The sequence below is a fragment of the Bacillus solitudinis genome (genome assembly GCF_002797395.1).
GTDB classification, from domain to species: domain Bacteria; phylum Bacillota; class Bacilli; order Bacillales; family Bacillaceae_D; genus Halalkalibacter_A; species Halalkalibacter_A solitudinis.
Genome location: NZ_KZ454943.1, coordinates 2,041,670 through 2,055,028, shown reverse-complemented (window position 1 = coordinate 2,055,028; position 13,359 = coordinate 2,041,670). Strand labels below are relative to the sequence as shown.

At 41.9% G+C, this 13,359-nt stretch carries 11 protein-coding genes, 1 tRNA gene, 1 rRNA gene, 1 other RNA gene and 2 other annotated features; all 14 genes read right to left on the bottom strand.

Annotated features, from left to right (window positions below; translation table 11 throughout):
* Positions 1 to 430: a sequence feature (23S ribosomal RNA rRNA prediction is too short), on the bottom strand.
* A gap of 235 nt (positions 431 to 665) precedes the next feature.
* Positions 666 to 2,218 (bottom strand): 16S ribosomal RNA (locus tag CEF19_RS09725).
* A gap of 323 nt (positions 2,219 to 2,541) precedes the next feature.
* A complete protein-coding gene (locus CEF19_RS09720) occupies positions 2,542 to 2,805 on the bottom strand; it encodes a pro-sigmaK processing inhibitor BofA family protein (RefSeq protein ID WP_100408270.1) in 264 nt (87 codons plus the stop codon).
* Between the two features lie 70 nt (positions 2,806 to 2,875).
* Positions 2,876 to 3,097: a YaaL family protein gene (locus CEF19_RS24245; protein WP_100405906.1), complete on the bottom strand. Its 222-nt coding sequence runs from the start codon at positions 3,095 to 3,097 to the stop codon at positions 2,876 to 2,878.
* 14 nt (positions 3,098 to 3,111) lie between these two features.
* Positions 3,112 to 3,708 (bottom strand): recombination mediator RecR, encoded by a 597-nt coding sequence (gene recR, locus CEF19_RS09710; protein ID WP_100405905.1) that lies wholly within the window; start codon positions 3,706 to 3,708, stop codon positions 3,112 to 3,114.
* Between the two features lie 11 nt (positions 3,709 to 3,719).
* Complete coding sequence (locus CEF19_RS09705; protein WP_100405904.1) at positions 3,720 to 4,031, bottom strand: YbaB/EbfC family nucleoid-associated protein; 312 nt, start codon at positions 4,029 to 4,031, stop codon at positions 3,720 to 3,722.
* A 21-nt stretch (positions 4,032 to 4,052) separates the two neighbouring features.
* Positions 4,053 to 5,756: a DNA polymerase III subunit gamma/tau gene (gene dnaX, locus CEF19_RS09700; RefSeq protein WP_100405903.1), complete on the bottom strand. Its 1,704-nt coding sequence runs from the start codon at positions 5,754 to 5,756 to the stop codon at positions 4,053 to 4,055.
* A gap of 215 nt (positions 5,757 to 5,971) precedes the next feature.
* Positions 5,972 to 6,237: signal recognition particle sRNA large type (gene ffs / locus CEF19_RS09695), an RNA gene on the bottom strand.
* A 109-nt stretch (positions 6,238 to 6,346) separates the two neighbouring features.
* The gene (gene tadA / locus CEF19_RS09690; RefSeq protein WP_100405902.1) at positions 6,347 to 6,814 is read right to left on the bottom strand and encodes a tRNA adenosine(34) deaminase TadA; all 468 of its coding nucleotides are present in this window, start codon (positions 6,812 to 6,814) and stop codon (positions 6,347 to 6,349) included.
* 107 nt (positions 6,815 to 6,921) lie between these two features.
* A tRNA-Ser gene (locus CEF19_RS09685) sits at positions 6,922 to 7,014 on the bottom strand.
* A gap of 143 nt (positions 7,015 to 7,157) precedes the next feature.
* Positions 7,158 to 8,435, bottom strand: coding sequence for a serine--tRNA ligase (serS, locus tag CEF19_RS09680; RefSeq protein ID WP_100405901.1), 1,278 nt, complete (start codon positions 8,433 to 8,435; stop codon positions 7,158 to 7,160).
* Between the two features lie 76 nt (positions 8,436 to 8,511).
* Positions 8,512 to 8,719 (bottom strand) — a binding site (T-box leader).
* 1 nt (position 8,720) lies between these two features.
* Positions 8,721 to 9,317 carry a pyridoxal 5'-phosphate synthase glutaminase subunit PdxT gene (gene pdxT / locus CEF19_RS09670; protein WP_100405899.1) on the bottom strand — a complete coding sequence of 199 codons (597 nt, stop codon included), beginning with the start codon at positions 9,315 to 9,317 and terminating at the stop codon, positions 8,721 to 8,723.
* Positions 9,318 to 9,347: 30 nt separating this feature from the next.
* Complete coding sequence (gene pdxS / locus CEF19_RS09665) at positions 9,348 to 10,232, bottom strand: pyridoxal 5'-phosphate synthase lyase subunit PdxS (protein ID WP_100405898.1); 885 nt, start codon at positions 10,230 to 10,232, stop codon at positions 9,348 to 9,350.
* Between the two features lie 159 nt (positions 10,233 to 10,391).
* The gene (locus CEF19_RS09660) at positions 10,392 to 11,705 is read right to left on the bottom strand and encodes a D-alanyl-D-alanine carboxypeptidase family protein (protein ID WP_100408269.1); all 1,314 of its coding nucleotides are present in this window, start codon (positions 11,703 to 11,705) and stop codon (positions 10,392 to 10,394) included.
* Positions 11,706 to 11,820: 115 nt separating this feature from the next.
* The gene (guaB, locus tag CEF19_RS09655; protein WP_100405897.1) at positions 11,821 to 13,278 is read right to left on the bottom strand and encodes an IMP dehydrogenase; all 1,458 of its coding nucleotides are present in this window, start codon (positions 13,276 to 13,278) and stop codon (positions 11,821 to 11,823) included.
* Positions 13,279 to 13,359 lie beyond the last annotated feature (81 nt).

Here is a 13,359-nt window from a genome sequence, read left to right as displayed (position 1 = left end):
TAGCCTTGGGAGATGGTCCTCCCGGATTCCGACGGGGTTTCACGTGTCCCGCCGTACTCAGGATCCGTCTCGGAGAGAAGGGCATTTCGGTTACAGGATTGTTACCTTCTATGATGGGCCTTTCCAGACCGCTTCACCTATGCTCTTCTTTTCTGACTCCGTATGAGACGTCCTACAACCCCAAGAGGCAAGCCTCTTGGTTTGGGCTGTTTCCGTTTCGCTCGCCGCTACTTAGGAAATCGCATTTGCTTTCTCTTCCTCTGGGTACTTAGATGTTTCAGTTCCCCAGGTCTGCCTCCTCGTATCCTATGTATTCAGATACGGGTATCATCCCATTACGGATGATGGGTTCCCCCATTCGGATATCCTCGGATCAAAGCTTACTTACAGCTCCCCGAGGCGTTTCGTCGTTCGTCACGTCCTTCTTCGGCTCCTAGTGCCAAGGCATTCACCGTGCGCCCTTTCTAACTTAACCAAATTAAAAAAGGTTTTTGTTTAATCGTCTCCGATTAAACATGAATTTTCTTGACTTTCATGTTTACATTTCATTATCTAGTTTTCAAAGAACTATCCTATAGAAAGAACAAAAGTTCCTTCAAAACTGAACAAAAGACCAAAGCGTATATGACCTACGTCATATATCGACTAGAGTAAAAACTCCATAGAAAGGAGGTGATCCAGCCGCACCTTCCGATACGGCTACCTTGTTACGACTTCACCCCAATCATCTGTCCCACCTTAGGCGGCTGGCTCCATAAAGGTTACCCCACCGACTTCGGGTGTTACAAACTCTCGTGGTGTGACGGGCGGTGTGTACAAGGCCCGGGAACGTATTCACCGCGGCATGCTGATCCGCGATTACTAGCAATTCCGGCTTCATGTAGGCGAGTTGCAGCCTACAATCCGAACTGAGAATGGCTTTCTGGGATTGGCTCCACCTCGCGGCTTCGCAACCCTTTGTACCATCCATTGTAGCACGTGTGTAGCCCAGGTCATAAGGGGCATGATGATTTGACGTCATCCCCACCTTCCTCCGGTTTATCACCGGCAGTCACCTTAGAGTGCCCAACTAAATGCTGGCAACTAAGGTCAAGGGTTGCGCTCGTTGCGGGACTTAACCCAACATCTCACGACACGAGCTGACGACAACCATGCACCACCTGTCACTTTGTCCCCCGAAGGGGAAAGCCCTATCTCTAGGGTGGTCAAAGGATGTCAAGACCTGGTAAGGTTCTTCGCGTTGCTTCGAATTAAACCACATGCTCCACTGCTTGTGCGGGCCCCCGTCAATTCCTTTGAGTTTCAGCCTTGCGGCCGTACTCCCCAGGCGGAGTGCTTAATGTGTTAACTTCGGCACTAAGGGCATCGAAACCCCTAACACCTAGCACTCATCGTTTACGGCGTGGACTACCAGGGTATCTAATCCTGTTTGCTCCCCACGCTTTCGCGCCTCAGCGTCAGTTACAGACCAGAGAGTCGCCTTCGCCACTGGTGTTCCTCCACATATCTACGCATTTCACCGCTACACGTGGAATTCCACTCTCCTCTTCTGTACTCAAGTCTCCCAGTTTCCAATGACCCTCCCCGGTTGAGCCGGGGGCTTTCACATCAGACTTAAAAGACCGCCTGCGCGCGCTTTACGCCCAATAATTCCGGACAACGCTTGCCACCTACGTATTACCGCGGCTGCTGGCACGTAGTTAGCCGTGGCTTTCTGGTTAGGTACCGTCAAGGTGCCGCCCTATTTGAACGACACTTGTTCTTCCCTAACAACAGAGCTTTACGATCCGAAAACCTTCATCACTCACGCGGCGTTGCTCCGTCAGACTTTCGTCCATTGCGGAAGATTCCCTACTGCTGCCTCCCGTAGGAGTCTGGGCCGTGTCTCAGTCCCAGTGTGGCCGATCACCCTCTCAGGTCGGCTACGCATCGTCGCCTTGGTAAGCCGTTACCTTACCAACTAGCTAATGCGCCGCGGGCCCATCCCTTAGTGATAGCCGGAGCCATCTTTGAGAACATGCGCATGAACGCTCGTTCTATCATCCGGTATTAGCACCGATTTCTCGATGTTATCCCGGTCTAAGGGGCAGGTTGCCCACGTGTTACTCACCCGTCCGCCGCTAACCTTTAGGAGCAAGCTCCTAAAGGTCCGCTCGACTTGCATGTATTAGGCACGCCGCCAGCGTTCGTCCTGAGCCAGGATCAAACTCTCCATAAAAGTGTTTGAGTTGTTTTACCAACAGGCTCAAAAATATCGCTAACGATATTACATAATAAATTGACGAGATTTGATTTATCGAAATAAAACAATCTCTATTTTTTCGCTTGGCTTTTGTTCAGTTTTCAAAGAACTCGTCATCGTGTTTTGGCGACTTTATTAATATAACATAACTTCAACCACTAGTCAATAATTATTTTTAATTAAGAAGTATTTCAATTGCTGTCTTAGCGGCAAGAAATAATATACCATATGATCACATAAAAGGTCAATGTTTTTTTAAAAAAGTTAAACCTCTCAGGTTAAGAGAGGTTTAATACTACCTATAGAATAAATTGTTTTACTAAAATCAAAAGTGCTAATCCTGGAATACCGAGTATTCCAGAAACAGCAGCAGTCACTCCGTTAATTGGAATATAAAAATTAAAAAAGGTTCCAAATGCATTTACAAAAAATAAAAGTAACGCACCTACAACAAACTTTACCGCTAAATTCCCAAGAAAACGTAACGGTTTTAGTGGGGCACCTACAATTAATAACACGAGTATCAGTGCACCCAGTACGGTTATAATAATAATAGGATCGATTTTAATCACCTCTCAAAACGCTCTATTCTTTATAATTAATCTATGCATGTCCAAAAAAAAAAGAACAAACTTATAGTTTGTTCCTTTTTGCCTTTCTTACCCGAGCTTCTCTTAATAGAAAGGTATAAAGCGACTCTGATAATTCGGTCTTGTAAACGACTTCATCAGGAGGTTCTACACTATGATATAAGAGATGTTTCTGGTTGTTATACCTTTGCTTAAGAAGTTCAATGTATTCAATAAGCTTTTCGTTTCCCTTAATTCTTAAGCTACCTTTCTTTTGAAAAAGCATCTTTTTCCCCTACCTTAAAGTTCTCTTCTTCCTTCAATCGCTTTGGAAAGCGTAACTTCGTCTGCATACTCTAAATCGCCCCCAACAGGTAAACCATGAGCAATTCGAGTGACTTTAATTCCAGTAGGCTTTATAAGACGGGAGATATACATAGCCGTCGCTTCACCTTCAATCGTGGGGTTTGTCGCAATAATAACCTCTTGAATGGTGTCATCTTGCAATCGTTTTAACAACTCAGGAATTTTAATATCCTCAGGCCCAATCCCATCCATCGGTGAAATTGCCCCATGAAGGACATGGTAATCGCCACGGTATTCCCTCATCTTTTCCATCGCAATTACATCTCTAGCTTCTTGTAAAACACAAACTGTAGATTTATCCCGATGCGTATCCTCACATATACGACAAGGGTCCGAATCGGTAATATTATGACATACCGAACAGTAGGTTAAATTTCTCTTTGCATTAACGAGTGCTTTTGCAAAATCAAGCACATCGTCTTCTTTCATATCTAAGACAAAAAAAGCCAGGCGGCTCGCTGTTTTTGGCCCAATACCTGGCAGTCTCATAAAACCATCAATTAGTTTAGCTATCGGTTCAGGATATTGCAACACGTTTCCCCCTAGAACATACCGGGAATATTCATCCCTTTTGTAAACTTGCCCATATCTTGTTCAACTAACTCATCCACTAATTTCAAAGCCTCATTAGTTGCTGCTAGTATTAAATCTTGTAACATCTCTATATCATCAGGATCGACGACTTCTTCTGATATTTTCACATCAAGAATTCGTTTGTCGCCACTAGCGATGACCGTAATCATTCCACCACCTGCTGTAGCTTCAACTGTTTTTTCCTTTAACTCTTCCTGTGCTTTCGTCATTTGCTTCTGCATTTTTTGCATTTGCTTCATCATATTACCCATATTTTTCATAAGATGTATCCTCCTTTAAAATTATTTATCCTCAAACTCAATTAATTCTGAGCCGACTAACTTAATCGCCTCATCAACGACTGGGTCTGATTGTTCTTCGTTATCCGAAGAACCTTGTTGTTCTTTTACGTATTCTTCTCTAAGCTTCTCCCAATGGTTATGTAGCAATGTAAAGAATACAATAGGTCGTTGAAATGTTTCCTGAAACACTCCTTCAAGAAACTCTCTAAACTTCGTATCAATCATATCACGATGCATCTCATTTTGAAATGCTAGAAGCATCCCTGACGGAGAGGCGGCAACTGGACGACTGTCGCTAATCCATGCATGGGCAGGGATGTTTTGAGTTTTTATCCGTTCCATTACAGTTCCCCAACGACCTGTCACCTCCTGAAGACTTTGTTTGTTTGCTTCTTTTAAAAGCTCTTTTACTTGAGCCGTTGCCACTCTCGTTTGTGGTAATTGTCTCATTGTTCGTTTTTGAGAAGAATTAGTGGTTGTTTTACCTTGTTGACCTTCATTTGTTTGAATACCATTCGTATTAATTTGTTGTAACTTATTCTCAAGTTCTTGAACTCTTGAATGTAGTTGTCGAATGGTATCATTTGTCGAAGAATCAAGTGCTTGGTTTTGTGGCGAATTTTGCTGGTTCATCAATTTAATTAAAGCTAGCTCAAGAAATATCTTAGGGTGAGCCGACCACTTCATTTCTAACTGACTTTCATTTAATGAGGCAATGGTGGAGTATAACCATGTAGCATTAAACTGTGAAACAAGTGCTTTAAAATCATCATTTACTTTCGCCCGTTCTAACAAAGCCTCCGCATGAGGAGCAGTCTTAAATAACAAAATATCCCGAAAATAATAGATAAAATCCTCAATAAAACGCATTGGATCTTTTCCTTCTCGAAGTATCTGATCGAGAAGTTGTAACACGTCGGAAGTTTCACCAGCATTTATTGCTTTTATGATATCAGCCAAGGCCTGCTGGGAAACCGCGCCCGTTATTGCAAGCACATCTTGGAGATTCACTATTTCATCTGCAAATGAAATCGCTTGGTCCAATAAACTTAAGGCATCACGCATTCCACCATCTGCAGCACGAGCAATCATCATTAATGCGTCATCTTCGGCTTGGAGCTCATCATGATTTAAGATAAGTTTCATTCGATTCACAATGTCTTCGTTTGAAATTCGTTTGAAATCAAAACGCTGACATCTAGAAATTATGGTCAATGGAATTTTATGTGGTTCAGTCGTTGCTAAAATAAATATGACATGACTTGGTGGCTCTTCTAATGTTTTTAATAATGCATTGAAAGCCCCTGTCGAAAGCATATGAACCTCATCTATTATGTACACTTTATAGCGTACCTCATTTGGTGAAAACTTCACTTTATCTCGTATATCACGGATTTCATCTACACCATTATTAGAGGCCGCATCAATTTCCATAACATCAACAATTGCTCCAGATGTAATCCCTTTGCAAGATGCACATTCGTTACATGGCTCAGCTACTGGTGCCTTTTCGCAGTTAATTGCCTTAGCAATAATCTTCGCCGCGCTAGTTTTCCCTGTACCCCTTGGACCAGAAAATAAATAAGCGTGAGAAAACTTTTCTTGAAGTAACGCATTTTGTAGTGTTCTTGTAATATGTTCTTGTCCAACCACATCCTGCAACAGCTGTGGACGCCAAACTCGATAAAGCGCTTGGTAACTCATTCCGCCACCTCTTTCACAACACCAATCTCATTATTATTATAACGACTTTAAAAAATTTTTCATAGGGGAATGCCAAATGTCATTTTAAATTCGCGGCTAGCGCGACTATATAAATGATGAGCCTTCCTTCGGGCGGCTGCCGTCGCGGCTAGCGCGACTATATAAAAAAACAACCACTTTTGAATAAGTGGTTGTTTTATCTATTAAAATTGATACCGTGCACCTTTCTTTGATAGTATCACCCCAAGCGTTACCTAGACAGTTAGCTCGGCCCAGGCTACTCTACGGCACACGAAAGGGTCCACTTACTGCTGCTTCCTTCCGGACCTGACAGGGTTCATGGGTTTCCGTTGCGTAGAACCAAAGCGTCAACACCACTTATCTAGGGCAGACCTCACGATGACAAAACCTCAGAAAGGAATTCAGTCTCGCTATAGCGGATTGCGAGTGCAGGGCACCGCTACCTCCCCACCTAGCACGGCAAATTTAATAACATGTTTAAGCGTCTTGTCCGACGCATTTATTAGTATAGAATATTTAAAGCAAAAACACAACCGTCAGAAACAGGAAGAAAAGGAAAATCATCAATCTTAATGTTTATTCGCGCGTTTTTCCGCTCGTAATTGACGAAAAAACGACGTTAGTCGACCTCCACATTCTTCTGCCAAGCACCCAGAAACTATTTCAGTCTGGTGATTAAAACGCGGGTCATCTAAAAGGTTCATCAAAGTTCCTGCACAACCTGCCTTCGGATCACTAGCACCAAAAACAACGACATCGATTCTCGATTGGATAATTGCCCCAGCACACATTGGACAAGGCTCGAGTGTTACATAAAGCGTACAGCCATTTAAACGCCATGTTTTTAAGCGCTGACAAGCAATCTCAATAGCCAGTAGTTCAGCATGAGCGATAGCTTGATGATCAATTTCTCTACGATTATAAGCTGCTGCAATAATTTGATTATCTTTCACAATAACAGCTCCAATTGGAACCTCTCCTATGGATTCCGCTAGATCTGCTTGCTTCAATGCTTCTCGCATCCAACTCTCATGCATCTTCTTAATCACCTTTCCCTATGCTTAGCTATATGTAAGAACCTTGCAGATCATCATTAATTTGACTATAAAAAAACACTACCTAATAGGTAGTGTAGTATGTATTATGGAGGAGGAAGAGGGATTCGAACCCCCGCGCGGTTTGACCCGCCTGTCGGTTTTCAAGACCGATCCCTTCAGCCGGACTTGGGTATTCCTCCGTGAACTTGCTGACAAGAAATATCTTATCAGATACACATAAACTTATCAAGGCCTTTTTTTAAAAAATGTAGAGTTTTTTTATTAACAATAATAATCAAAAGTTTGAGGGTGTCATTTTACAAGGACACCCTCTTTAGTTCATCTATTTTGTGATTTTTTCAATGTTCCCCATATAAGGCCTTAGTACAGTTGGAACTTTAACTGAGCCATCCTCTTGCTGATAGTTCTCTAAAATTGCAGCAACCGTCCTGCCAATCGCAAGCCCGGATCCATTCAATGTATGCACAAACTCAGTTTTCGCCTTTGGCTCACGGCGAAACTTAATATTTGCACGACGAGCTTGAAAGTCTTCAAAATTACTACAAGAAGAAATTTCTCTGTATGAGTCATAGCTTGGAATCCAAACTTCAATGTCATACTTCTTTGCAGCTGTAAAGCCTAAATCGGCAGTACACATGCTTAAAACGCGGTAGGGAAGTTCAAGTAGCTGTAAAATTTTTTCTGCATGGCCGGTCAGTAATTCAAGCTGTTCATAAGAATCCTCTGGTTTTACAAAACGAACCAACTCAACCTTATTAAATTGATGTTGACGAATTAAGCCCCTTGTATCCCTTCCTGCTGAACCTGCTTCCGAACGGAAACAAGCACTATAGGCCGTATAGCCAATTGGTAGTTGTTCAACGTTGAGGATTTCATCACGGTGATAATTTGTCACCGGAACCTCAGCAGTCGGAATTAGAAAATAATCCTCCTCACGAATTTTAAAAGCATCTTCCTCAAACTTAGGTAACTGACCTGTTCCAGTCATGCTCGCTCGATTCACCATGTATGGTGGAAGGATTTCTTCATAGCCATGTTGATCTTGATGTAAATCCATCATGAAATTAATTAATGCTCGTTCCAGTCTTGCGCCATACCCTTTATAAAAAACGAAACGACTCCCCGTTACTTTTGAGGCACGCTCAAAATCAAGGATGCCTAAATCAGTAGCAACATCCCAATGAGGCTTCGTCTCAAAATTAAATGAACGAACCGTACCCCATTTACGAACTTCAACATTATCATCTTCTGTTTCGCCAATTGGCACACTTTCATGCGGTACATTTGGAATTGTCAGAAGCAACTCATCAAATTCAGATTCAAACATCCTTAGTTCTTCATCATACGCTTTAATCTGGTCAGAGACCTCACGCATTTCCTTAATAAGAGCATCTGCATCTTTTTTCTCACGTTTTAATTGCGCTACTTCTTGAGAAACTTGATTACGGCGGCTTTTTAATTCTTCCACGTTAACAATAACGCTACGACGTTTTTCGTCCAGCTCTTCAAAGCGGTCTAATCCAGAAATATCTTCACCTCTTAAAGCAAGTTTCTGTTTAATATCATTAAAGTCTTTACGTATACGTTTAACATCCAACATACATGTATCCTCCAATCAAATTCTCATTTATTTACACCATCTTCACTTTAAAAAAAGCCCTCACCCCTTCAAATGAAGAAGGGACGAGAGCACCCGCGTTACCACCCTTGTTGTTCTCTACGGAACCACTCAATTCAATAACGGCTATAAAACCGAAGAGATTTACTATCCTTTCAATCTCCCACTCAAGGGTGGATTCAAAACTAAGCTTCACCAATTCGCACCGACCATTGGCTCTCTGTAACAAGCTACAAGCTTTTACTAGTCCCTATCAACAAGTTAATCCTATTTAGATGTAAGACGTTCTTCTTTTGCTTCCTCTACCATATCAGCAAAATACTGATGAAGGCGATAATCATCCGTTAACTCTGGATGAAAAGAGCAAGCTAAAAAGTTCCCCTGCTTCGCTGCAACAATCTCGTCTCCATATTTAGAGAGCACTTCTACATGTTCTCCTACTTCAACGATAAGAGGAGCACGAATGAATACCGCTCGCACATCATTATCGACACCGGTCACGAGTAAATCTGTCTCAAAACTTTCTCGTTGACGGCCAAAGGCATTTCTTTGTACTTTCATATCGATTAAAGATAAATGTCCTTCATCCTGACCTACAATATCAGTAGCCATTAAAATTAATCCGGCGCATGTTCCGAAAATCGGTTTACCGTCTGCTGCAAACTGTTTTAATGGTTCAAAAAAACCATACTTGTCAATTAAGCGACGCATCGTGGTGCTTTCTCCACCAGGAAGGACAAGTCCATCTAGATCTGAAAGCTGTTCCACCTTCTTCACAACGACTACGTCAGTCTGTGGAGATTGCAAGCACTTTACGTGCTCACGAATCGCTCCTTGAAGTGCAAGCACACCTATTTTTGCCATGTTTACGGCCCTTCCTTCCTAGTATTTTGTTTACCAACCTCGCTCTTGCATACGGTCCGTTGGTTGCAATGTAGATATTTCAATCCCCTTCATTGGTGTTCCAAGGCCTTTTGAAAGCTCAGCAATTAATGTGTAATCTTCATAATGCGTTGTTGCTTCAACAATCGCACGAGCAAACTTTGATGGGTTGTCTGATTTAAAAATACCCGATCCTACAAAGACACCATCACAGCCTAGTTGCATCATTAAAGCAGCATCAGCTGGTGTTGCAATTCCGCCTGCTGCAAAATTAACAACTGGTAACTTACCTGTTTCTTTAATCTCTAAAAGTAATTCATAAGAAGCGCCTAAGTTTTTTGCTTCCGTCATAAGTTCATCCTTGGACATCGAAGCTACTTTCTTAATTTGCGACTGCATCATGCGCATATGACGAACAGCCTCAACAATGTTTCCTGTTCCAGGCTCACCCTTAGTACGGATCATTGAAGCACCTTCTCCAATACGACGAGAAGCTTCTCCTAAATCACGAGCCCCACATACAAATGGCACAGTGAAATCACGCTTGTACAAATGATACACTTCATCAGCTGGTGTCAATACTTCACTCTCGTCGATGTAGTCAACACCCATTGCTTCAAGTATGCGCGCTTCAACGATATGGCCAATTCGCGCTTTCGCCATTACGGGAATCGAAACGGCATTTAAAACTTCTTCTACAATTCTTGGGTCAGCCATGCGAGCTACCCCACCAGCAGCACGAATATCAGCTGGTACACGCTCTAATGCCATGACTGCAACAGCACCCGCATCTTCAGCAATTTTTGCCTGTTCTGCATTAATAACGTCCATGATGACGCCACCTTTTTGCATTTCTGCCATACCACGTTTTACTCGATCCGTTCCTATTTGACTCATATGTAATTCCTCCTATACCGTTCCTTACTTAATTGGTTTACTTGTCAATTTATAGTATAACGCAACCGTATAAGTTTCGGTAATTTTTCTGTTTTCTATTTTAGCACGAAATGGAAGCTACGCAAAATGTAGCTCCATTCGAGACTTCTTTGTTTCAGTTTAACTGCCAAACATATTAGCAACACTTGTCCATATCCCTGAGAAAAAACCAGAAATCGCACGCATCGTCATTGAAAACCAACCTGCTTTTTCAACACTCACATCAGTTACAACGTCTGAAGAAATATGCTGTTGACTATAGAGATACTCTTCCTCTCCTTCACCAGTATATTCAAGAGACAATGTACCCACGATTTTCCCTGCCTCAATAGGGGCCACCAGTTCGCCTTCCCCATTCAACACGGAGTTATCAATTGTTAATACGGCTTCATAAGCTTCTTCTTCACCGTTCTTAATAACGCCAGCTAATGCTTCGGAACTAGAAATTGAAACTTCCTTTTCTTTACCAGCTGCTACCGGTAAGATGTTTTCACCCTCAGGAATAAAGCCTGCTTCTACTAGCTCTTGATGAGAGAAATTATTAAAACCGTAGTCTAGTAACTTTCTTGTTTCATTAAATCGGTCGTCACGGCTTCCTGTGCGCATCACAACAGATATAAGTCTTGTTCCGCCTCGTTTAGCCGTAGCGGTAAAGCAATTCCCTGCCTCAGCAGTGTAACCTGTTTTCAAACCATCTATTCCCTCATAGTCATGCTGAGGTCGAATACTCGATAGCATCCAGTTCCAATTTTCCATTGAGACTTCTTCCCCTGGACCAGCCTGGAAATCTTTCATTGGAATACTCGCTGTATCAAGCACTTCTGGGTAATCCCTTAAAAGTGAGTAAGCCAACTTAGCAGTTGCTCTTGCTGACATCATATTTTCAGCAATTTCACCTGTTCCCTCAGGGTGGTTCCCTTGCAAGTCACTGTTGTTTAATCCTGTCGAGTTCACAAACTCATAATCCTCTAAACCAAGTTCCTTACCTTTATCATTCATCATTTTTACAAAGCCTGTTTCCGAACCAGCAATAAGTTCAGCAATTGCTATAGTTGAAGCATTTGCTGAGTAAATCGCAACCGATTCATATAATTGTTTCACAGAATAAGACTCATCTTGACGCAAAGGAACGTTTGATAGTTCTCTTTTCAATGAAAGCGCTCGTACATGATCACTTATTGGAACTTGTTGTTCCCACGTGATGCTTCCCTTGTTAATTGCCTCTAAAATAAGATACTCACTCATCATTTTAGTCATACTAGCCGTAGGTAAAATCGCATCTATATTTTTTTGATACAAAATTTTACCAGTTGCTGCATCAACAAGAATCGCTGATTCGGCTCCTAAATCTAATGCCGCTTCTGCAGATTTAGGCTGCATGAATAAAGTTAAAACCAGCACAACCGTAAGCATGATTGTAAAACAGTTTTTCATTGTTGCTTGTTTCACCTCTCCACCTCCACTACTTTTCACATAAACGTTATTTTATCACATCGACTCATAAAAAAATAGATAGAGAAGACTCTATCTATTTTCCAGGTCATTTCAATTATAGTGAGTAATTTGGTGCTTCTTTTGTAATTTGGACATCATGTGGATGACTTTCACGTAGACCAGCACCGGTAATTCGAATAAACCGCCCATTGTTGCGTAAATCTTCTAGGGATGCTGTACCGCAATAGCCCATTCCCGCTCGGATCCCCCCAATTAATTGATGAATTGTATCATTAAGTGGTCCTTTATATGGGATACGACCTTCAATCCCTTCAGGAACTAGCTTCTGTGCATTTTCCTGGAAATAACGATCCTTACTTCCCTTTTCCATTGCACCAAGTGAACCCATACCGCGATAAACTTTAAACTGACGGCCTTGATAGATTTCACGCTCTCCAGGACTCTCGCTAACACCTGCTAGGAGGCTACCAAGCATAACGGCATGTCCACCTGCTGCAAGAGCCTTAACGATGTCTCCAGAGTACTTAATACCACCATCAGCAATAATTGGGACCCCGTGTTTACGTGCTTCCGTTGCACAATCATAAACAGCCGTTATTTGCGGAACACCAATTCCTGCAACAATCCTCGTTGTACAGATTGAACCAGGTCCTATACCTACTTTAACAACACTTGCTCCAGCTTTAATTAAATCACGTGTTGCCTCTGCTGTGGCTACGTTACCCGCAATAATCGTTAGGTCAGGATATTGGTCACGTAATTCTCGAACTTTATCAAGTACCCCTCTTGAGTGACCATGTGCTGTATCAATGACAATTGCATCAACACCAGCGTCCACAAGTGCAGCAATGCGGACGTCAGCATCGCCAGACACACCAATTGCTGCGCCTACAACCAATCGCCCTTGAGAATCCTTTGCTGAATTTGGAAATTCAATTACTTTTTCAATATCTTTAATTGTAATTAACCCTTTCAGAATACCTTGTTCATCAACGAGGGGAAGTTTTTCAATTTTATACTTTTGGAGAGTTTTTTCAGCTTCTTGTAAAGTTGTCCCTACTGGAGCAGTGACTAAATTATCTTTTGTCATTACTTCATCAATAAGAATTGAGTAGTCTTCAATGAAACGTAAATCACGATTTGTTAATATTCCCACTAACTTTCTTTCTTCATTAACAATCGGAACTCCTGAAATGCGATACTTCGCCATCAAATGTTCTGCATCGAACACTTGACGATCAGGTGTTAAATAAAATGGGTTTGTAATAACACCACTTTCAGATCGCTTTACTCGGTCGACATGCTCTGCCTGCTCTTCAACTGACATATTTTTATGAATAACACCTAGACCACCTTCGCGCGCAATTGCAATTGCCATTTTTGCTTCAGTGACCGTATCCATACCTGCACTAATTAAAGGTATATTCAATTGTAACTTATCGGAAAGCTTGGTTTTAACAGATACATCTCGTGGCAATATTTCAGACTTTGCAGGCACAAGCAGTACATCATCAAACGTGAGCCCTTCCTTTTCAAACTTATTCTCCCACATTAAATATTCATCCTCTCCACATTCTCTTTTCGTAAAAATATTATTAGTAGCTTAACAATTGGGCAAACTACTGTCAAGAAC

Excerpts from the sequence above, each read along its gene's own strand:
- CEF19_RS24245 (WP_100405906.1), bottom strand. The coding sequence starts at position 3,097 with ATGCTTTTTCAAAAGAAAGGTAGCTTAAGAATTAAGGGAAACGAAAAG.
- CEF19_RS09705 (WP_100405904.1), bottom strand. The coding sequence starts at position 4,031 with ATGAAAAATATGGGTAATATGATGAAGCAAATGCAAAAAATGCAGAAG.
- dnaX (WP_100405903.1), bottom strand. The coding sequence starts at position 5,756 with ATGAGTTACCAAGCGCTTTATCGAGTTTGGCGTCCACAGCTGTTGCAG.
- tadA (WP_100405902.1), bottom strand. The coding sequence starts at position 6,814 with ATGCATGAGAGTTGGATGCGAGAAGCATTGAAGCAAGCAGATCTAGCG.
- serS (WP_100405901.1), bottom strand. The coding sequence starts at position 8,435 with ATGTTGGATGTTAAACGTATACGTAAAGACTTTAATGATATTAAACAG.
- pdxT (WP_100405899.1), bottom strand. The coding sequence starts at position 9,317 with ATGGCAAAAATAGGTGTGCTTGCACTTCAAGGAGCGATTCGTGAGCAC.
- pdxS (WP_100405898.1), bottom strand. The coding sequence starts at position 10,232 with ATGAGTCAAATAGGAACGGATCGAGTAAAACGTGGTATGGCAGAAATG.
- CEF19_RS09660 (WP_100408269.1), bottom strand. The coding sequence starts at position 11,705 with ATGAAAAACTGTTTTACAATCATGCTTACGGTTGTGCTGGTTTTAACT.
- guaB (WP_100405897.1), bottom strand. The coding sequence starts at position 13,278 with ATGTGGGAGAATAAGTTTGAAAAGGAAGGGCTCACGTTTGATGATGTA.